At 50.3% G+C, this 18,469-nt stretch carries 22 protein-coding genes; 15 read left to right on the forward strand and 7 right to left on the reverse strand.

The features are described from left to right. Window positions 1–8 precede the first annotated feature (8 nt). The 14 genes from FC814_RS05955 to pduV are packed head-to-tail and all read left to right on the forward strand — an operon-like array spanning window position 9 to window position 10,543. Window positions 9–1,841, forward strand: coding sequence for a diol dehydratase reactivase subunit alpha (locus FC814_RS05955; RefSeq protein ID WP_137325648.1), 1,833 nt, complete (start codon window positions 9–11; stop codon window positions 1,839–1,841). Next, the gene (locus tag FC814_RS05960) at window positions 1,831–2,181 is read left to right on the forward strand and encodes a glycerol dehydratase reactivase beta/small subunit family protein (protein ID WP_105290014.1); all 351 of its coding nucleotides are present in this window, start codon (window positions 1,831–1,833) and stop codon (window positions 2,179–2,181) included. The genes FC814_RS05955 and FC814_RS05960 overlap by 11 nt, the downstream gene beginning before the upstream one ends. Window positions 2,182–2,200: 19 nt before the next feature. After that, a complete protein-coding gene (pduJ, locus tag FC814_RS05965) occupies window positions 2,201–2,476 on the forward strand; it encodes a propanediol utilization microcompartment protein PduJ (protein ID WP_001057752.1) in 276 nt (91 codons plus the stop codon). Between the two features lie 23 nt (window positions 2,477–2,499). Further along, window positions 2,500–2,922 carry a BMC domain-containing protein gene (locus FC814_RS05970; RefSeq protein ID WP_137325649.1) on the forward strand — a complete coding sequence of 141 codons (423 nt, stop codon included), beginning with the start codon at window positions 2,500–2,502 and terminating at the stop codon, window positions 2,920–2,922. A 2-nt stretch (window positions 2,923–2,924) separates the two neighbouring features. Beyond that, window positions 2,925–3,557, forward strand: a complete 633-nt coding sequence (locus FC814_RS05975) for a phosphate propanoyltransferase (RefSeq protein ID WP_137325650.1) — start codon at window positions 2,925–2,927, stop codon at window positions 3,555–3,557. Beyond that, complete coding sequence (gene pduM, locus FC814_RS05980; protein WP_137325651.1) at window positions 3,554–4,045, forward strand: microcompartment protein PduM; 492 nt, start codon at window positions 3,554–3,556, stop codon at window positions 4,043–4,045. Before FC814_RS05975 ends, pduM begins: the two co-directional genes overlap by 4 nt. A gap of 3 nt (window positions 4,046–4,048) precedes the next feature. After that, window positions 4,049–4,324 (forward strand): EutN/CcmL family microcompartment protein, encoded by a 276-nt coding sequence (locus tag FC814_RS05985; RefSeq protein WP_000549832.1) that lies wholly within the window; start codon window positions 4,049–4,051, stop codon window positions 4,322–4,324. Between the two features lie 11 nt (window positions 4,325–4,335). Beyond that, a complete protein-coding gene (gene pduO, locus FC814_RS05990; RefSeq protein ID WP_137325652.1) occupies window positions 4,336–5,343 on the forward strand; it encodes a two-domain cob(I)yrinic acid a,c-diamide adenosyltransferase PduO in 1,008 nt (335 codons plus the stop codon). Beyond that, on the forward strand, window positions 5,340–6,725 hold the full coding sequence (gene pduP / locus FC814_RS05995) for a CoA-acylating propionaldehyde dehydrogenase PduP (protein WP_137325653.1): 1,386 nt from the start codon (window positions 5,340–5,342) through the stop codon (window positions 6,723–6,725). Before pduO ends, pduP begins: the two co-directional genes overlap by 4 nt. Before the next feature lie 10 nt (window positions 6,726–6,735). Further along, window positions 6,736–7,848, forward strand: coding sequence for a 1-propanol dehydrogenase PduQ (locus FC814_RS06000; RefSeq protein ID WP_001091430.1), 1,113 nt, complete (start codon window positions 6,736–6,738; stop codon window positions 7,846–7,848). Next, a complete protein-coding gene (locus FC814_RS06005) occupies window positions 7,845–9,188 on the forward strand; it encodes a 4Fe-4S dicluster domain-containing protein (RefSeq protein WP_085460835.1) in 1,344 nt (447 codons plus the stop codon). Before FC814_RS06000 ends, FC814_RS06005 begins: the two co-directional genes overlap by 4 nt. A 2-nt stretch (window positions 9,189–9,190) precedes the next feature. Then, window positions 9,191–9,745: a propanediol utilization microcompartment protein PduT gene (gene pduT, locus FC814_RS06010; RefSeq protein ID WP_137325654.1), complete on the forward strand. Its 555-nt coding sequence runs from the start codon at window positions 9,191–9,193 to the stop codon at window positions 9,743–9,745. Then, window positions 9,745–10,095 carry a propanediol utilization microcompartment protein PduU gene (pduU, locus tag FC814_RS06015; protein WP_032225599.1) on the forward strand — a complete coding sequence of 117 codons (351 nt, stop codon included), beginning with the start codon at window positions 9,745–9,747 and terminating at the stop codon, window positions 10,093–10,095. Before pduT ends, pduU begins: the two co-directional genes overlap by 1 nt. Window positions 10,096–10,099: 4 nt before the next feature. Beyond that, the gene (gene pduV, locus FC814_RS06020) at window positions 10,100–10,543 is read left to right on the forward strand and encodes a EutP/PduV family microcompartment system protein (RefSeq protein ID WP_001189427.1); all 444 of its coding nucleotides are present in this window, start codon (window positions 10,100–10,102) and stop codon (window positions 10,541–10,543) included. Between the two features lie 101 nt (window positions 10,544–10,644). Here the strand turns inward: pduV and FC814_RS06025 are convergent, their stop codons facing one another. The 4 genes from FC814_RS06025 to dacD all read right to left on the reverse strand — a co-directional run bounded on the left by FC814_RS06025 (window position 10,645) and on the right by dacD (window position 14,171). Next, window positions 10,645–10,974, reverse strand: coding sequence for a DUF496 family protein (locus FC814_RS06025; protein ID WP_000450409.1), 330 nt, complete (start codon window positions 10,972–10,974; stop codon window positions 10,645–10,647). Between the two features lie 171 nt (window positions 10,975–11,145). Continuing rightward, complete coding sequence (locus FC814_RS06030) at window positions 11,146–12,204, reverse strand: FUSC family protein (protein WP_137325655.1); 1,059 nt, start codon at window positions 12,202–12,204, stop codon at window positions 11,146–11,148. 207 nt (window positions 12,205–12,411) lie between these two features. Continuing rightward, entirely contained in the window at window positions 12,412–12,885 is a 474-nt protein-coding gene (sbmC, locus tag FC814_RS06035; RefSeq protein ID WP_001105402.1) for a DNA gyrase inhibitor SbmC, read from the reverse strand. 119 nt (window positions 12,886–13,004) lie between these two features. Next, window positions 13,005–14,171 carry a serine-type D-Ala-D-Ala carboxypeptidase DacD gene (gene dacD / locus FC814_RS06040; protein WP_010347049.1) on the reverse strand — a complete coding sequence of 389 codons (1,167 nt, stop codon included), beginning with the start codon at window positions 14,169–14,171 and terminating at the stop codon, window positions 13,005–13,007. Between the two features lie 209 nt (window positions 14,172–14,380). Here dacD and sbcB point away from each other — a divergent pair, with 209 nt between their 5' ends. After that, the gene (sbcB, locus tag FC814_RS06045; RefSeq protein ID WP_000980575.1) at window positions 14,381–15,808 is read left to right on the forward strand and encodes an exodeoxyribonuclease I; all 1,428 of its coding nucleotides are present in this window, start codon (window positions 14,381–14,383) and stop codon (window positions 15,806–15,808) included. Window positions 15,809–15,881: 73 nt separating this feature from the next. Here the strand turns inward: sbcB and plaP are convergent, their stop codons facing one another. The 3 genes from plaP to FC814_RS06060 all read right to left on the reverse strand — a co-directional run bounded on the left by plaP (window position 15,882) and on the right by FC814_RS06060 (window position 18,436). After that, entirely contained in the window at window positions 15,882–17,240 is a 1,359-nt protein-coding gene (plaP, locus tag FC814_RS06050; RefSeq protein ID WP_000019197.1) for a putrescine/proton symporter PlaP, read from the reverse strand. After that, complete coding sequence (gene yoeI, locus FC814_RS06055) at window positions 17,230–17,292, reverse strand: membrane protein YoeI (RefSeq protein ID WP_105279388.1); 63 nt, start codon at window positions 17,290–17,292, stop codon at window positions 17,230–17,232. The genes plaP and yoeI overlap by 11 nt, the downstream gene beginning before the upstream one ends. A 214-nt stretch (window positions 17,293–17,506) precedes the next feature. Continuing rightward, complete coding sequence (locus tag FC814_RS06060; protein WP_000803376.1) at window positions 17,507–18,436, reverse strand: LysR substrate-binding domain-containing protein; 930 nt, start codon at window positions 18,434–18,436, stop codon at window positions 17,507–17,509. Between the last annotated feature and the right edge of the window lie 33 nt (window positions 18,437–18,469).

Raw genomic sequence — 18,469 nt, forward strand, 5'->3', positions numbered from 1 at the left:
GGCGAACTATGCGATATATAGCAGGCATTGATATCGGCAACTCATCCACAGAAGTTGCGCTGGCAACGCTCAGTGCGTCTGGCGAATTGTCGTTCGTGAGCAGCGCCCTGGCAGAAACCACCGGAATCAAAGGTACGTTGCGTAACGTACATGGCATTCAGGAGGCACTCGCGCAGGCAACGAAAAAAGCCGGCATCAATGTCAGTGATATTTCGCTTATTCGTATCAACGAAGCAACCCCGGTCATTGGCGATGTGGCGATGGAAACCATTACGGAAACCATTATCACTGAATCAACCATGATCGGTCACAACCCGAAAACTCCAGGCGGAGTGGGGCTGGGTGTAGGACTCACCATCACTCCGCAAGAGTTGTTAACACGCCCGGCGGACACACCGTACATTCTGGTCGTGTCATCGGCTTTTGATTTTGCCGATATCGCAACCATGATAAATGCCTCCGTGCGTGCCGGATATCAGCTAACGGGCGTCATTCTGCAACGCGACGATGGCGTACTGGTCAGTAATCGCCTGGAAATCCCTTTACCCATTGTTGATGAAGTCCTCTACATCGATCGTATTCCGCTCGGCATGTTAGCTGCTATTGAAGTCGCTGTTCCCGGGAAAGTTATCGAAACCCTTTCTAACCCATATGGGATTGCCACCGTTTTCGCCCTCAATGCTGAAGAGACTAAAAATATCGTTCCTGTCGCACGGGCGCTAATCGGCAACCGTTCAGCTGTGGTCGTGAAAACGCCTTCTGGCGACGTTAAAGCCCGTTCGATACCCGCCGGAAATATCGAGTTTCTTTCTGCCGGGCGCACAACTCGGGTTGATGTTGCCGCTGGTGCCGATGCAATAATGAAAGCAGTCGGTGAATGCCCAAAACTGGAAAATGTGACGGGCGAACCGGGCACCAACATCGGCGGGATGCTGGAAAATGTTCGCCAGACCATGGCGGAGCTGACCAATAAACCCAGCAACGAAATTTTTATTCAGGATTTATTGGCGATAGATACCTCTGTACCCGTCAGCGTTACCGGTGGTCTGGCAGGCGAATTTTCACTGGAACAGGCTGTTGGTATAGCGTCAATGGTGAAATCCGACCGTCTGCAAATGGCGATGATCGCCAGTGAAATTAAGCAAAAACTGCACATTGATGTTCAGGTCGGAGGCGCAGAAGCAGAAGCTGCAATTCAGGGAGCGTTGACTACCCCAGGAACTACACGTCCCCTGGCAATTCTGGACTTAGGCGCAGGTTCTACCGATGCCTCCATCATCAATCAAAAAGGGGAAATGATTGCCACTCACCTTGCGGGAGCGGGCGACATGGTGACGATGATTATCGCCAGGGAACTGAGCTTAAATGATCGCTATCTGGCAGAAGAGATCAAAAAACACCCACTGGCAAAAGTAGAAAGCCTGTTCCACTTACGCCATGAAGACGGCAGCGTTCAGTTCCTCCCTACCCCACTATCCCCTCAGGTATTTGCCCGCGTTTGTGTGGTGAAACCCGACGAACTGGTGCCCATTCCCGGTGATATAACGCTGGAAAAAGTGCGAACTATTCGTCGCAGTGCAAAAGAGCGGGTCTTCGTAACGAACGCCCTGCGCGCACTACGTCAGGTGAGTCCTGGTGGAAATATTCGCAACATTCCGTTCGTCGTTCTGGTGGGCGGCTCTTCACTGGATTTCGAAGTCCCGCAGTTAGTCACCGATGCGTTGGCACATTATCGACTGGTCGCAGGGCGTGGGAATATCCGTGGTAGAGAAGGCCCGCGCAATGCGGTGGCTACCGGGCTACTCATCTCCTGGCACAAGGCGTCGGTTCATGGAAAGTAAAGAGCGAGCACCAACCATTGTCGTCACTGAAATCGGTGACTGTATCAATAAATGGAATGAGGTTCTTCTTGGCATTGAAGAGGAAGGTATTCCCTTTCGCATTCAACACATTCCATCAGGTGAAATCATCGATAGCGCCTGGCAGGCTGCTCGTCAGTCTCCCCTGTTGGTTGGCATAGCCTGTGACCAGGAAAAACTGATTGTGCATTACAAAAACTTACCGGCATCAGCGCCACTGTTTACGCTGATGCATCAACAAGATAACCATGCCCGGCGCAGCACCGGCAATAACGCAGCCCGGCTGGTCAAAGGGATTCCCTTCAAGGAATACCACTCATAATCCACAGGAGAAACACCGTATGAATAACGCACTGGGACTGGTTGAAACAAAAGGGTTAGTCGGCGCGATTGAAGCCGCAGACGCCATGGTTAAATCCGCCAACGTACAACTGGTCGGCTATGAAAAGATTGGTTCAGGTCTGATCACAGTGATGGTGCGCGGCGATGTTGGCGCAGTAAAAGCCGCCGTTGACGCGGGGAGCGCCGCCGCAAGCGCCGTTGGCGAAGTGAAATCCTGCCATGTCATCCCACGGCCGCACAGCGATGTTGAGGCCATTTTACCAAAATCTGCATAACCCAATTCGCTAAGGAGCACAGCGTGAAGCAATCACTGGGATTACTTGAAGTCAGTGGTCTGGCACTCGCCATCAGTTGCGCGGATGTTATGGCAAAAGCCGCGTCCATCACGCTGGTTGGTCTTGAGAAGACCAATGGCTCAGGTTGGACGCTCATTAAAATCACCGGTGACGTCGCCTCGGTTAATGCAGCGATCGAGACGGGTGCCAGCTTCGCCGGGCAGCGAAATGGCTTTGTCGCGCACAAAGTGATTGCCCGTCCAGGAGAGGGAATACTGTCCCGCACAACAGAAGCATTGAATGTAAGGGTTGAAGCAAGCGAAACACCAGCAGCCACAGTCACCCCGGAGAGTATCAGTTGTAATTTGTGTCTTGATCCGGCGTGTCAACGGCAAAAAGGTGAGCCACGTTCACTTTGCCTCCACTCCGATAAGCGAGAGGAGTAACAATGGACAAACAAACCTTGCAAGAAACAGTGAGCCAGGTTCTGGATGAGATGCGCGAGCGCCCTATCCCTCTGGGCGTCTCCAGTCGTCATATTCACCTTTCGACTGCGGATTATGTGCGCCTTTTTCCTGAACAACCGATCAGCGAGAAAAAACCGTTATTGCAACCAGGTCAATTCGCTGCTGAACAAGTTGTTACGCTGGTGGGACCAAAAGGCAAATTGCACAACGTTCGCTTGTTGGGACCACTACGCAACGCAAGCCAGGTGGAAATTTCCCGGACAGATGCCAGAACGTTGGGGATCACTGCTCCGCTACGCATGTCAGGCGATCTCAGCAGCACACCGGGGATTCGGCTGATAAGTCCGTTTGCCGAACTGGAAATCGCTTCTGGCGTAATTGTCGCGCAACGGCATATCCATATGTCTCCGCTTGATGCCCTGATTTATGGCGTTACGCATGGCGATAAAGTGGCGGTCGCCATTGAAGGTGATGAGCGACGACTGATATTCGATAACGTGGCTGTTCGCGTCTCACCGGATATGCGTCTTGAAATGCATATTGATACCGACGAAGCCAACGCTGCAGGCGCTGATAATCCTGACGTTTTTGCCATGCTGGTGGCGCTGCCATGAATCATGTGCTGATGCAACGCATTGTTGACGAAGTGATTTTTCGCCTGAAACAACGTGCGGAAAAAACACTCACGCTGACCGTTTCGCAACTGCGAGAAGCCAGCGTTCACAAGATAGTTCATCAGTATGCATCGTTACAAATTCGATACGTCGATCTGCCGTTGTTGCGACAGCTTGCAGAGAACGATACGTCAGGCGGAGCAGTAACCCACCTTCACGAGACGTTAGCATGGGGAATGCACCTTCAATTATCGTTGCAGCGTCATTTACTGAACACCATTGAATTGAAGACTCTCGCCCGTCTACCGCTAAGCTGGTGCGACGAACAAGGACAACCAATCCACCTTCATCGTGGTCGACTTTTAAGTTATGCCGACGTAGCACCGTTATGCGCGGGGATACTGGTACTACAGCGGAAATGTTGTGTGACCGCACTTGCGCGTGAAGCGGCAATTACCCGAAACATTCAGTTAATCAGGCAGGAGTAACTCATGCATCTGGCTCGAGTCACCGGCACGGTGGTATCCACGCAAAAATCACCTTCTCTGATCGGGAAAAAACTGCTGTTGGTTCGCCGGGTCAGTGCCGACGGCGAATTGCCTCTTACACCGTTAACCGGCGACGAAGTTGCCGTTGATTCAGTCGGCGCAGGCGTTGGTGAACTGGTACTCCTCAGCAGCGGCTCCAGCGCCAGACATGTTTTTTCCGGCCCCAACGAAGCCATTGATCTGGCAGTGGTCGGCATTGTCGATACGCTTTCACGCTAAGGACTTTAACGATGGCGATTTATACCCGAACAGGTGATTCAGGAAGTACGTCTCTATTTACCGGACAGCGTGTCAGTAAAACTCATCGACGTGTCGAAGCCTATGGCACGCTGGATGAGCTAAACGCAACACTCAGTCTGTGTTATTGCGCCACCTCCATCGAAAGCCATCGCATCTTACTGGAAGCTATTCAGCAACAAATATTTTGGTTTAGCGCCGAGCTCGCCAGTGAAAGCGAACAGCCGTCAGCGCAGCAGCGTTACATCGGGACAGAAGAAATTGCCGCGCTGGAAAAAGCGATCGACAGCGCAATGAACGCTGTCCCTCCAGTTCACAGCTTCATACTGCCTGGTCGTTGTGAAGCCGCGAGCCGTATGCATGTCGCCCGCACGGTAGCCCGGCGGGCTGAAAGACGTCTGGTTGAACTGACAACGGAAGCCACCGTCCGCCATGTTTTGTTGCACTATATCAACCGACTTTCCGATTGCTTGTATGCCCTCGCCCGCGAGGAAGACAACGTTGCTCATCAAAACCTGATGATTCGGGAAATCACAAAACGTTATCACGAAGCCAATCACACTCCAGCATTGAAGGAACGCACGATGCCGCTCACTTTTCAGGATCTTCACCAGCTCATTCGTAGTGCGGCAATACGCGCGGATGAACTACATATTCCCGTTGTCATCAGCATTGTTGATGCCAACGGGACAGAAAGTGTTACCTGGCGGATGCCCGATGCACTACTGGTCAGCAGTGAGCTGGCACCGAAAAAAGCCTGGACCGCCGTGGCGATGAAAACGGCAACACACAAACTTGCTGACGCCGTACAACCCGGAGCGCCACTTTACGGGCTCGAAAGCCATATGCAAGGCAAAGTCGTCACTTTTGGTGGTGGTTTTCCTCTCTGGCGAGACGGGATATTGCTTGGGGGACTTGGCATCAGCGGTGGTAGCGTTGAACAAGATATGGATATTGCACAAGCCGCAATGGCAGCAATTAATGCAGGAGCAAACCAATGAATACGACTGAATTAGAAATGATTATCCGCAATATCCTGCACGAAAAACTGATGCCCAGTGCCTTACAAATACAAAGAAATGGTATTTTCCAGACTGTCGATGAGGCCGTCTGCGCTGCACACCAGGCCTTTTTGCGCTTTCAACAGTGTCCGCTTAAAACCCGCAGCGCCATTATCAGCGCCATTCGCGAAGAATTAACGCCCCGCCTTACCGAACTGGCAGAAGAAAGCGCCAGCGAAACGGGGATGGGAAATAAAGAAGATAAGTATCTAAAAAACAAAGCGGCACTTGATAACACGCCAGGAATTGAAGATTTAACCACCACGGCACTAACCGGTGATGGTGGCATGGTTTTATTTGAATACTCTCCGTTTGGTGTTATTGGCTCGGTCACGCCGAGTACCAATCCTACGGAAACCGTCATTAATAACAGCATCAGCATGTTGGCAGCAGGCAATAGCATCTACTTCAGTCTTCATCCGGGAGCCAAAAACGTATCGCTGAAACTCATTGCCATAATCGAAGACATCGCGTTTCGCTGTAGTGGCATTCATAACCTGATCGTTACCGTATCTGAACCGACCTTTACAGCCACCGAACAGATGATGGCGCACCCTAAAATCAGCGTTCTGGCGATTACCGGCGGTCCGGGTATCGTCGCGATGGGAATGAAAAGTGGTAAGAAAGTGATTGGTGCCGGTGCGGGTAACCCGCCGTGTATCGTCGATGAAACGGCGGATATTGTGAAAGCCGCCGAAGACATCATCAACGGCGCTTCTTTCGATTACAACCTGCCATGTATCGCTGAAAAAAGCCTGATTGTCGTAGCGTCAGTGGCAGAGTATTTAATTCAACAGATGCAAAGTTTTGGCGCATTTCTTCTTAACCATCAGCAAACTGAAAAATTGCGCGCCGTTTGTCTGCCCGACGGCGTCGCCAACAAAAAACTGGTCGGAAAAAGCCCATGCCATCTTCTGGAAGCGGCTGGAATTCCTCTACCGCAGAAAATGCCACGATTACTGATTGCCGTTGTTGACGCCGATGATAACTGGGTTACCTGTGAACAACTGATGCCGATGCTACCCATTGTAAAAGTCAACGATTTTGACAGCGCCCTCACCCTGGCGCTGAAAGTCGAAGACGGTTTGCACCACACGGCAATTATGCACTCGCAGAACGTCTCACGACTCAACCTTGCTGCGCGCGTTATGCAAACCTCAATCTTTGTCAAAAACGGCCCCTCCTGGGCGGGTATTGGCGTCGGCGGCGAAGGCTTTACGACCTTCACCATTGCTACACCGACTGGCGAAGGGACAACGTCAGCACGGACTTTTGCCCGCTCACGACGCTGCGTGTTAACCAGTGGCTTTTCCATTCGCTAGAGAAACGGAAATGAATACTTTTTCATTGCAGACACGTTTATACAGCGGTTTGGGAAGTCTCAAAGTCCTTAGCCGTTTCACCAATAAGCACATCTGGATTATTTGCGACGCCTTCCTGGCTGGTTCGCCATTGATTGACACGTTGTGTCAGTCGTTGCCTGATAGCAACCGCATCAGTATTTTTAGCGAAATAACGCCCGATCCAACGATCCAGACTGTGGTAAAAGGCATTGCACAAATGCAGACTTTACGCCCGGATGTGGTTATCGGTTTTGGCGGAGGCTCTGCACTGGACGCCGCAAAAGCGATTGTCTGGTTTAGTCGCCAGTGTGCTATTGAGATTGAAACCTGCGTTGCTATTCCCACCACCAGCGGCACCGGTTCGGAAGTGACCAGCGCCTGTGTCATCAGCGATCCCGATAAAGGGATTAAATATCCTCTTTTCGATAATGCGCTTTATCCGGATATAGCGGTGCTCGATCCCTCGCTGGTCGTCAGTGTGCCAGCCGCGATAACTGCCAATACCGGAATGGATGTTTTAACCCATGCCCTTGAATCTTATGTTTCTCCCCATGCCAGTGACTTCACGGATGCACTGGCCGAAAAAGCCGTGCAAATTGTTTTTCACTACCTGCCCACAGCAGTGAATAAAGGCGATTGTCTTGCTACTCGCGGCAAAATGCATAATGCCTCTACGCTTGCAGGAATGGCCTTTAGTCAGGCTGGGCTTGGGTTAAATCATGCAATTGCCCATCAACTCGGCGGGCAGTTTCATCTGCCACACGGCCTGGCGAATGCGCTCCTGCTTACGACGGTTATTCGTTTTAATGCTGGCGATCCGCGTGCTGCCAAACGCTATGCCCGGCTGGCGAAAACGTGCCATTTATGCCCTGACGATGCCAATGACACCGCAAGCCTGAATGCACTCATTCAACATATTGAACAGCTAAAAAAAGCCTGTTCAATGCCGACTCTCGCCAATGCACTGAAAGATAAAAAAGCAGAATGGTCATCACGTATTCCAGATATGGTTCGGGCTGCGCTGGCGGATGCCACACTGCGTACCAATCCACGAGCGGCTGATGCCATCGCTATAGCAGAAATGCTTGAGGAGTTGGTATGAACGGCGAGTTAATGTCCTTTGACGAACAGACGATCCGCGAGCGAGTACAGGCAGCAGGCGTCGTGGGCGCTGGTGGCGCAGGCTTTCCAACACATATTAAGCTACAGGCGCGGGTTGACACTTTCCTGGTGAATGCGGCGGAATGCGAACCAATGTTGAAAGTGGATCAACAGCTAATGGCACAACAAGCCAGCCGCCTGCTTCGTGGTGTTCACTATGCGATGAAAGCCACCGGAGCCAGGAGCGGAATTATCGCGCTGAAAGAGAAGTATCAACCAGCAATAAACGCACTCACACCATTGCTTCCGCAGGATATCCGCCTGCATATTTTACCCGACGTTTACCCCGCAGGAGACGAAGTGCTGACCATCTGGATGGCAACAGGTCGCCGCGTTCCTCCCGCTGCGTTACCCGTTAGTGTCGGTGTGGTGGTCAATAATGTGCAAACCGTACTGAATATTGCCAGAGCCGTTGAACAACAGTATCCGGTGACGCGACGCACGCTTACTGTTAATGGTGCAGTGGCTAAACCAATCACAGTGACCGTTCCCATCGGGATGTCTTTACGCGAAGTACTGGCGCTGGCGGGCGGCGCAACAGTGGATAATCCTGGTTTTATCAATGGCGGTCCGATGATGGGTAGTTTGATCACATCGCTCGACACGCCAATCAGCAAAACCACTGGCGGCTTGCTGGTTTTACCCAATTCTCATTCAATCATCCAACGTCAAATGCAGGATGACCGTAGCGTACTTGCCGTCGCGAAAACCGTTTGTGAGCAATGCCGCTTATGTACCGATCTCTGCCCGCGTCATTTAATTGGTCACGAACTGTCGCCACATTTGTTAGTACGTGCGGTTAACTATCAACAGCTCGCTACGCCACAACTGTTACTGACAGCTCTCACCTGTTCGGAGTGCAACGTCTGCGCCAGCGTCGCCTGTCCGGTAGGTATTTCGCCGATGCGCATAAACCGCCTGCTTAAGCAGGAATTACGCGCCAAAAATCTCCGCTACGAAGGTGCCTTAAATCCTGAGGATGTCATGGCAAATTATCGGCTGATCCCAGTAAAACGGCTGGTAACCAGACTGGGATTAACCCCGTGGTATCAGGATGCGCCATTGTCTGAACAGGTGCCTCAGCCCGAAAAAGTGACTCTATTGTTACGCCAGCATATCGGTGCCAGCGCAATTGCGTGTGTACAAAAAGGCGATCGTGTCGTTCGTGGACAATGTGTAGGCCAAATTCCACACGGCACATTAGGTGCTCCCATTCATGCCAGTATTAATGGCACGGTCAGCGATGTGACAGAAAACGCTATTACGGTTGTGAGAGGTTAACCATGTCGAAAGCGGTAGGTATTTTAGAACTTAGCAGTATCGCAAAAGGGATGGAAACCGGCGATGCCATGCTGAAAAGCGCCAATGTTGAGTTACTGGTCAGCAAAACGCTATGTCCCGGGAAATTTCTGCTGATGCTCGGTGGCGATGTCGGTGCGGTGCAACAGGCCATCAGCAGCGGCGCATCCCTTGCAGGTGAAATGCTGGTCGACAGCCTGATCCTCCCTAATATTCATCCCAGCATTCTGCTCGCAATCAGCGGACTGAACCATGTTGAACAGCGTCAGGCTATCGGTGTGGTCGAAACCTGGAGTGTGGCAGCCTGCATTGATGCTGCCGATTGCGCAGTTAAAGCTGCGAATGTCACTCTCGTTCGAGTGCATATGGCCTTCGGTATTGGCGGTAAATGCTACATGGTGGTTGCTGGCGATATTTCAGATGTTAATAATGCGGTCTCTGTCGCCAGCGAGCGCGCGGGGGAAAAAGGATTGCTGGTCTATCGCTCGGTAATTGCCCGTCCGCATGAAGCCTTGTGGCGTCAGATGGTGGAGGGATAATGACAACTCAGCACGCTACTGAACGGATGATTCAGGAATATGTCCCCGGTAAACAGGTTACGCTGGCGCATGTCATTGCTAACCCAGGGAAGGAGCTGTTTAAGAAATTAGGTTTACCAGATACCGTTTCCGCCATTGGCATTCTGACGATTACCCCCAGCGAAGCGTCTATTATCGCGTGCGATATCGCCACAAAGTCGGGAGCTGTAGAAATTGGTTTTCTTGATCGTTTTACTGGTGCCGTAGTACTGACTGGCGATGTTTCAGCTATCGAATATGCACTTAATCAGGTTACCCGCACGCTGGGTGAAATGATGCACTTTACCGCCTGCCCCATTACACGGACCTGACGTTATGCAACGTATGATGCTCATCGGCCCCAGTCAGTGCGGAAAAACATCACTCACGCAATGTCTGCGCGGAGAAGATCTTCAGTATCAGAAAACGCAGGCCATTGTCTGGTCACCAGCCACCATTGACACACCAGGCGAATACCTCGAAAACCGTAGTCTTTACAGCGCACTGCTGGTCAGTGCCTGCGAAGCGGACATTATCGCGCTTGTGCTTAATGCGGACGCACCGTGGTCACCTTTTTCGCCAGGCTTTACCTCGTCAATGAATCGCCCGGTCATTGGAGTAGTAACCAAAGCAGATTTAGCCAGCATGGAACAAATATCTTTGGTGAAATGCTGGTTACGGGAAGCTGGAGCGCGCAATGTGTTAGTGACCAGTGCGGTTAATAACATCGGAGTTGCAGAGCTTTTTGCCTTGCTGCATACAGAAGAAGGCTGTCGCTAATTTTGATAGGTTATCAGATGGGAATGATGACTTGTGATACACAGAAAAGAGTCAATGAATAATGAGGGTTGCCGGGCAACCCTCATCGAATAAAGCAGAAATTACTTCGCTTCGCCGTTTTTCATTTCGCCCATAGCTTTCAGCTTTTTGGAGATATCGCGGCGTTCTTTGGAGAGCTCGGCGTTTTTGATGATGTAATCATCAACGCGATCTTCATAGTCACCTTTCATGCTGGCAATGATGCCCTGGATTGCTTCTACGCTCATCCCAGGCTTAATGTAATCGCTCAGGTTGTCCAGCAGCAGGACACGCTTCTGGTTGTCACGGATCTTTTTCTCAACGTCCTGGATTTCACGTTGCAGTTTGTTCTTACGGCGGAACAGGCGAACAAATTCCAGTACGTCCTGGAATGAAGGCTTGGTAGTTTCCATTTTTATACCCCTGATAATGTGAGAGTCGGATTCGTTTAAGCAACCGCTATTCGTTAGGGCCAACATTACTCATAGCTGCCGCAGATGACAATGCTTTTATCCCTTTTCATTATCATACCCTTTATCCTTGCTGAATCGAAGCAGCTGCAAGATGATTCTGAAGTTCAGGAATTATTTGCGCAAGGCCCGGCAAATCAGATTCGATAGCAACTCAAGCTGATGTGCCGTTTCCATGTTCAGCCACATATAGCCATAAATCGGCGTTTCTACGACCTTCAGGTCATGGTGGCTATCGAGCAACTGGCGCAACTCTTCCACAGCATCGTTCAATTTTTCCGTATTGGCAAAAACCGGCTGCGGATTACCTTCATACAGCGCATGAACAAGGCTCAGCACTATTTGCTGCATCATGTGCTGTGTATCACGCAGTTTTTGCGCGTTCAATAACACGAAATGACTGGGACGCGTGGCCCAGTAGGCATTGATTTGCAGCTCCAGCATACAAACCAGATTACGATTAATAGTCTGGATACCTTCATATATCGATTTTGGAATGCGGGTTTCTTTGCTGGCTGGTGCAATCAGCCCTCGCATTTTCACGGCATCGGTCAGGAGTTTTTGCAGATGGCTTTCCAGTCGTGGGCGTTCAAGTAAGTTCGGTGAGAATGCAGATTGATAGACCCGATTATACTCGGTCAGACTTTTCGCCAGTTGAATGCGCCAGTGGATGAACGCACGTTGCGGCCAGATACCGGTAAACAACATTGCCAGTAAAGAGCCGAGGATCACATCGCCACTTCGCCATAATGCCGTATCAATTTCACCTGTTGGGGAACCAACAACAATTGCCAGCGTCACACCAATCAATAAACCTTGATACGGTTTCTTGCCGAGTGCCAGCCAGCCACAAAGAAACATGGCAGCCGCGCACCAGACTAACATCAGCGGTAAAGAGATTAACTCCAGTCGCAGAGCAATAAGACCTAAAATCGAGCCAAACACCGTACCGCCAATACGTTCAAACGCACGAGGGACAACGTTACCCCAGAACGAAATTGGCCCCATGATCACCACCATAGTGACCAACGGCCAGGTGCTTTCCGGAATAGTAAACAGGCGAATGATGAGAAAGGTGAGCAAGAACGCCAGCGCAACACGAGTACCATGAACAATGCGGTAATGACGGTAGACTCGAATTTCGAACGGGCTTAAGGACTTATCGGCACGCACGCGGGCACTCCGTGAAAGAGGGAAAAAACGATCATAATGCAATCTGACAAACCAGGTGCAATAACGCTATGTAACAAATCTGTCCGGCAAACCGGGAATAGCGGACGTTCCCGGTTTGGTTGTCAGAAAACTGAAGACGGATCTTACTCTTTTACATAACGAAAAACAGCGTGGCAATCAGGTTAACCTCTGACCCGACGTCATTTATCAGCGCCGTTTTGGCTGCACCGCGACATACATTTCGATATCCCAATAACCATCTTGCGCGCCATTGTTCAGATAAACCTCAAAACAGGGTTTTGGTAACATTTCGTAAGCACTGTCCTGCAAGAGGCTGTTAAAGAACTGATACCAGGGTTTCGCAAAATCATCCCCCTCTACGCGGGCTACCGCCACCGCATACTGACCACCCGAAATTTCTGTCAGGATGACGCCCTCACTGTTTTCGGGAAGTGTGAAACTATCTGCCACCGAAACTACGGTGTCACAACGTAACTTTTCGGCAGGTGTTTCATCTGGATTATCGTAATAGACCGCCACCCACTCCTTCGGAACAATATTTTTGTTATCAACCCACATCATCAACTGCTCAAAACCTTGCTTTACCGTTTGTTCCCACGGGCCAACGAGATGGAAACCTGCAACGGTACGTTTATCTTCCTGTTTAATCTCGTAGTTCATGACGCCTCCACTTACACTGGTTTTATATACAGCATGATTTGTAATATAAAAACCACAAGGAATGAGTGTTGATTATGCGAGCAGACTCGCACTCCTGCCAGTCTGCGGCGTAAGAAAGGTCAGGCTTTATGCTCGAAATAATCACTCAGCCGGGAAAACATACCGCCTTTTCCGACAGATTCCAGGGTGACCAGCGGCCAGTGCGCCACCGGTTTATCGCGGTCATAAAGTTCAATTTCCCCTACCCGCTTATGGGCGCTAATTGGCGCGGTCAGTTCTTTACCATCAAGGGTGTATTTTGCTTTGATATTAGGAATCTCCGCTTTTGGCAGCACCATCCAGAACTCTTGTTCCGTTCCCAGAGCGATGTTTTCTTTATCGCCATACCAGATTCGTTCTGTGCCAACCTTTTTCCCCCGGTGTAAAATTTGCACCGTAGTAAAGTTCTGTTGCCCCCAACGCAACAGTTTCCTGGCTTCTTCTTCGCGACCTTTTGCGCTGTCAGCCCCCATCACCACCGCAATGAGACGACGCTGACCATCCACCGCCGACGCAATGAGATTAAACCCGGCACCAGAAGTATGCCCGGTTTTCAGGCCGTCAACATTCATGGTCTTATCCCACAATAATCCGTTACGGTTTTGCTGGGTGATACCGTTCCAGGTGAGGCTTTTTTCGCTGTACATATGATAAAACTCAGGCTCGCCGTGGATGATAGCGCGAGAAAGGACGGCTAAATCATAGGCCGAACTGTGCTGACCGGGTGCATCCAGACCATGCACTGTTTCAAAATGCGTATCCTGAAGATGTAACTTCTCAGCATAATTGTTCATCATGTCGACAAACTGCCGTTGCCCACCGGCAATATAATCAGCCAGTGCAACACAAGCGTCATTGCCAGAGTCCACAATTAAACCACGGCTTAAATCACGTACCGATACGCGATCGCCCTCTTTCAAAAACATCAGTGAAGAACCGACGAATACCGGATTATCTTTCGCCCATGCATCGCGCCCCACCGTAACAATATCGTCTGGCGTAATACGATGGCTATCGATTGCACGATCAACGACATAGCCAGTCATCAGCTTAGTCAGGCTGGCAGGATTGCGTTGTTGATGCTCATTACCCGCCGTGAGGATCTGACCGGTTGTGTAATCCATCAAGACCCATGATCCCGCATGAATTTGTGGAGGCTGGGGTGAAAAGGGAATATTTTCCGCCGCAAAACCAGACGATAAATTAAAAACGAACAAAGAAGCAGCAATAATAAGACGGCGTTTCAACAGCAAATCCTCAGGAGTTTCAAATAGCAGTTCTTTTTACGGAAATCCTGATGAACTGGCTGGAATAAAGTGCAAGAAAATGTGACATTTATCTCATTTTTAATCTGACATTATCAGTTGCTACTCCCTGTCAAATTGTCGCTCTAAAGCTGATTAGCACGGTGATATTTGATACTCTGACATACAGCAGAAATAACGGATTTAACCTAATGATGAATGACGGTAAGCAACAATCTACCTTTTTGTTTCACGATTATGAAACCTTTGGCACGCACCCTGCGTTAGATCGCCCTGCGCAGTTCGCTGCCATTCGCACCGATAGCGAATTCAATATCATCGGCGAACCAGAGGTTTTTTATTGCAAGCCTGCAGATGATTATTTACCCCAACCAGGAGCAGTTTTAATCACGGGTATTACCCCGCAGGAAGCGCGGGCGAAAGGAGAAAACGAAGCTGCGTTTGCCGCTCGCATTCATTCGCTTTTTACCGTACCGAAGACCTGTATTCTGGGCTACAACAATGTACGTTTCGATGACGAAGTCACACGCAACATTTTTTATCGTAATTTCTACGATCCCTATGCCTGGAGTTGGCAGCATGATAACTCTCGCTGGGATCTGCTGGACGTCATGCGCGCCTGTTATGCGCTGCGTCCGGAGGGGATCAATTGGCCTGAAAATGATGACGGTCTACCGAGTTTTCGCCTTGAACATTTAACCAAAGCGAATGGTATTGAACATAGCAATGCCCACGATGCGATGGCCGATGTGTACGCCACTATTGCGATGGCGAAACTGGTGAAAACGCGTCAGCCACGCCTGTTTGATTATCTCTACAGCCATCGCAACAAGCACAAATTGATGGCGTTGATTGATGTGCCACAGATGAAACCCCTGGTTCACGTTTCCGGTATGTTTGGTGCATGGCGTGGCAATACCAGTTGGGTTGCGCCGCTGGCATGGCATCCTGAAAATCGCAATGCCGTGATTATGGTGGATTTAGCGGGAGATATTTCGCCATTACTGGAACTGGATAGCGACACGCTGCGCGAGCGCCTGTATACCGCGAAAGCCGATCTGGGCGATAACGCCGCCGTTCCGGTTAAGCTGGTGCATATTAATAAATGTCCGGTATTAGCACAGGCGAATACGCTTCGCCCGGAAGATGCCGATCGGCTGGGCATTAATCGCCAGCATTGTCTCGATAACCTGAAAATTCTGCGTGAAAATCCGCAAGTGCGTGAAAAAGTGGTGGCGATATTCGCTGAAGCCGAACCATTTACGCCTTCAGATAACGTGGATGCCCAACTTTATAACGGCTTTTTCAGCGACGCCGATCGCGCGGCAATGAAAATTGTACTGGAAACCGAGCCGCGTAATTTACCGGCACTGGATATCACCTTTGTCGATAAGCGCATTGAGAAGCTGTTGTTCAATTATCGTGCGCGTAACTTCCCAGGAACGCTGGACTACGCCGAACAGCAACGCTGGCTGGAGCACCGTCGTCAGGTCTTCACGCCAGAGTTTTTGCAAGATTATGCTGATGAATTGCAAATGCTGGCACAACAATATGCCGATGATAAAGAGAAAGTGGCGCTGTTAAAGGCGCTTTGGCAGTACGCAGAAGAGATCGTCTGAAAAGAAAAAACCGGAGCGATAAACTCCGGTTTTTAGTGACTTACCGGATGGTTATACCATCCGGCTTGTAAGATTATGCAACGTCTTCGTATTGCGGAACCGGGTTACGGAAACTCTTGGTTACGCAAGCCAGGTAAATCAGACCGATTGCCGCCCAGATCAGACCCAGAACCATTGAGCTTTCTTCCAGGTTCACCCACAGCGCACCTACAGTCAGAGCACCACACATCGGCAGGAACAGATACTGGAAGTGATCTTTCAGCGTTTTGTTACGCTTCTCACGGATCCAGAACTGCGAAATGACCGACAGGTTAACGAAGGTAAATGCTACCAGCGCACCAAAGTTAATCAGCGCCGTTGCCATCACCAGGTCAAAGTTGATTGCCAGCAGAGCAATCGCGCCAACCAGGATAATGTTCATTGCCGGGGTACGCCATTTCGGGTGTACATAACCGAAGAAGCTTTTCGGGAACACGCCGTCACGACCCATTACGTACATCAGACGCGCTACGCCTGCATGTGCCGCCATACCGGACGCCAGTACGGTAATGGTGGAGAAGATCAGCGCGCCGACCTGGAACGCTTTACCCGCAACGTACAGCATGATTTCAGGCTGTGACGCATCCGGATCTTTAAAGCGAGAGATATCCGGGAAGTACAGCTGCAGGAAGTAAGTTGCAAAGATGAAGATCATGCCGCCAATCAGCGCGGTCAGGAAAATCGCACGCGGGATCACGCGCTCTGCATCTTTGGTTTCTTCCGACAGGTTGCTGATGCCGTCAAAACCGGTAAAGGAGAAGCACAGGATCGTCGCACCGGTAATCATCGGGATAACATGCGCATCACCAGACCAGAACGGACGGGTGCTCGCCAGCGTACCCGCGCCTTCACCTTCAAATACGCCGTAAACTACCATGCCCAAAATTACCGCGATCAGCACAACCTGCAACACTACGATTACCGTGTTGAAGTTCGCTACGGATTTCAGACTACGCAGGTTAAAGGCGGTCATAAAGGCCACCAACGCCACCACAAACATCCACGATGGGATGGAAGGCACCAGGGCTTCAAAATAAATTTTCGCCAACAGAATGTTGATCATCGGCGCGAACAAATAGTCGAGCAGAGAAGACCAACCCACCATAAAGCCAACGGTCGGGCTGATGGATTTCTGGGCGTAAGTGTATGCAGAGCCAGCAGAAGGATAGCGGCGAACCAGCTTCCCGTAGCTCAGAGCCGTAAACAGGATCGCAATTAATGCGAACGCATAGGCTGTCGGCACATGACCATCCGTGAGGCCTGAAACGATACCAAAAGTATCAAACAGCGTCATCGGCTGCATATAGGCAAGACCCATCATTACAACCGGAACTAACGTAAGCGTTTTACGCAATTCCACGCGAGAGGTGTTTGGAGTAACGTTATGCGACATGGTCATTCTCCTTTACGGTGAAAACCGTCGCGTAAGCAAAAAATTGCCCCATTTTTTTGGATTCCTCAGCGACAACAACTGTCGATTTTTAGTAAATATCTATCCGGTACGAAGCCCGGCCTCTTGGTATGAATGATTGGTTTGAAGCAAAAAATAACCGACGCGGATAAAACGTCGGTTTTTAGTCATTTTTTGACAGCGGCGCATTGTGCCTAAATGGGGGGTAAATGACAAGAGAATGAGAGGCTTGTCATAAAATTTTTGATTTAAATGGCTGATTTTCCGTCATCAGATTTTGCATAAACTCCAGCAATCGCACTATTTGCTAAAATCTCATCCCGCCACCATGCGCTGGCAAGCCCTGCGGTCTGTTCGTTCCAGCCAATCCAGACCGGTTCAAAAAGAGTTTGGGCGACCACTTTCTTCTCAATTAACGCGCCACTATCGAGAAAACGTTGCGCCAGATAGCGGGGTAAATAGCCACAACCAAGACCGCTTATTTGTAGCTCCAGTTTGGTTTTAAAATCGAATACGGTTATGGCTTCTTGTTCATCGAGAAGTTGCGAGGCCGTAGAAGCGCCTGCCTGCGCAGTATCACCCACCACAATCGCCCGATACCGCTTAATGATACGACGGTTTAACGGTTCTTCTTCCTGGGCTAGCGGATGATGAGGCGCTACCGCAAAAACTTGTTCCAGATCGCCCAACCGCGAGAAACCAAACTCACTGGAAGACGGTGGCTCATGCATCGCGCCAACAATAATATCCGCTCGCCCCTGAGTCAGGGCATCCCAGGAACCACCGAGTACACCATTGACAAACTTCAGGCGCGTCACGCTATGATGTTGATAAAAGGCTTCAATGAGTGGCGCAAGCAGGGAAAAAGGAAACGTATCATCTACCCCAATCACCAACTCGTTTTCCCAGCCTTCATGAAGTTTGATAGCCTGCTTTTCCAGTTCTCGCACGGTATGGAGAACTTCCCGCCCTTTCTCTAATAACATTTTTCCGGTACGGGTGAATTTAGCGCGGTGACCGCTGCGATCGAGTAATTGAATATTAAGGTCGCTTTCCAGCTTATGAACGGTATAACTCAGAGCGGACGGCGTCTTGTAGAGTTTGGCCGACGCCGCCGCAAAACTGCCTTCTTTTTCTAAGGCATCGAGGATCATCAACACATCCAGCAGTGGTTTCATACACGCCCCCTTGCAGTGTATGCGGCGTCCTGC

This window comes from Escherichia sp. MR, from assembly GCF_005280595.1.
GTDB classification, from domain to species: domain Bacteria; phylum Pseudomonadota; class Gammaproteobacteria; order Enterobacterales; family Enterobacteriaceae; genus Escherichia; species Escherichia ruysiae.

Coding starts and splice junctions, on each gene's coding strand:
- FC814_RS05955 (WP_137325648.1), top strand. CDS start 9: ATGCGATATATAGCAGGCATTGATATCGGCAACTCATCCACAGAAGTT.
- pduV (WP_001189427.1), top strand. CDS start 10,100: ATGCAACGTATGATGCTCATCGGCCCCAGTCAGTGCGGAAAAACATCA.
- sbcB (WP_000980575.1), top strand. CDS start 14,381: ATGATGAATGACGGTAAGCAACAATCTACCTTTTTGTTTCACGATTAT.
- pduJ (WP_001057752.1), top strand. CDS start 2,201: ATGAATAACGCACTGGGACTGGTTGAAACAAAAGGGTTAGTCGGCGCG.
- pduM (WP_137325651.1), top strand. CDS start 3,554: ATGAATCATGTGCTGATGCAACGCATTGTTGACGAAGTGATTTTTCGC.
- FC814_RS05985 (WP_000549832.1), top strand. CDS start 4,049: ATGCATCTGGCTCGAGTCACCGGCACGGTGGTATCCACGCAAAAATCA.
- sbmC (WP_001105402.1), bottom strand. CDS start 12,885: ATGAACTACGAGATTAAACAGGAAGATAAACGTACCGTTGCAGGTTTC.
- FC814_RS06005 (WP_085460835.1), top strand. CDS start 7,845: ATGAACGGCGAGTTAATGTCCTTTGACGAACAGACGATCCGCGAGCGA.
- FC814_RS05975 (WP_137325650.1), top strand. CDS start 2,925: ATGGACAAACAAACCTTGCAAGAAACAGTGAGCCAGGTTCTGGATGAG.
- FC814_RS06060 (WP_000803376.1), bottom strand. CDS start 18,436: ATGAAACCACTGCTGGATGTGTTGATGATCCTCGATGCCTTAGAAAAA.
- FC814_RS06025 (WP_000450409.1), bottom strand. CDS start 10,974: ATGGAAACTACCAAGCCTTCATTCCAGGACGTACTGGAATTTGTTCGC.
- pduO (WP_137325652.1), top strand. CDS start 4,336: ATGGCGATTTATACCCGAACAGGTGATTCAGGAAGTACGTCTCTATTT.
- FC814_RS06000 (WP_001091430.1), top strand. CDS start 6,736: ATGAATACTTTTTCATTGCAGACACGTTTATACAGCGGTTTGGGAAGT.
- plaP (WP_000019197.1), bottom strand. CDS start 17,240: ATGTCGCATAACGTTACTCCAAACACCTCTCGCGTGGAATTGCGTAAA.
- FC814_RS05960 (WP_105290014.1), top strand. CDS start 1,831: ATGGAAAGTAAAGAGCGAGCACCAACCATTGTCGTCACTGAAATCGGT.
- pduP (WP_137325653.1), top strand. CDS start 5,340: ATGAATACGACTGAATTAGAAATGATTATCCGCAATATCCTGCACGAA.
- pduU (WP_032225599.1), top strand. CDS start 9,745: ATGACAACTCAGCACGCTACTGAACGGATGATTCAGGAATATGTCCCC.
- pduT (WP_137325654.1), top strand. CDS start 9,191: ATGTCGAAAGCGGTAGGTATTTTAGAACTTAGCAGTATCGCAAAAGGG.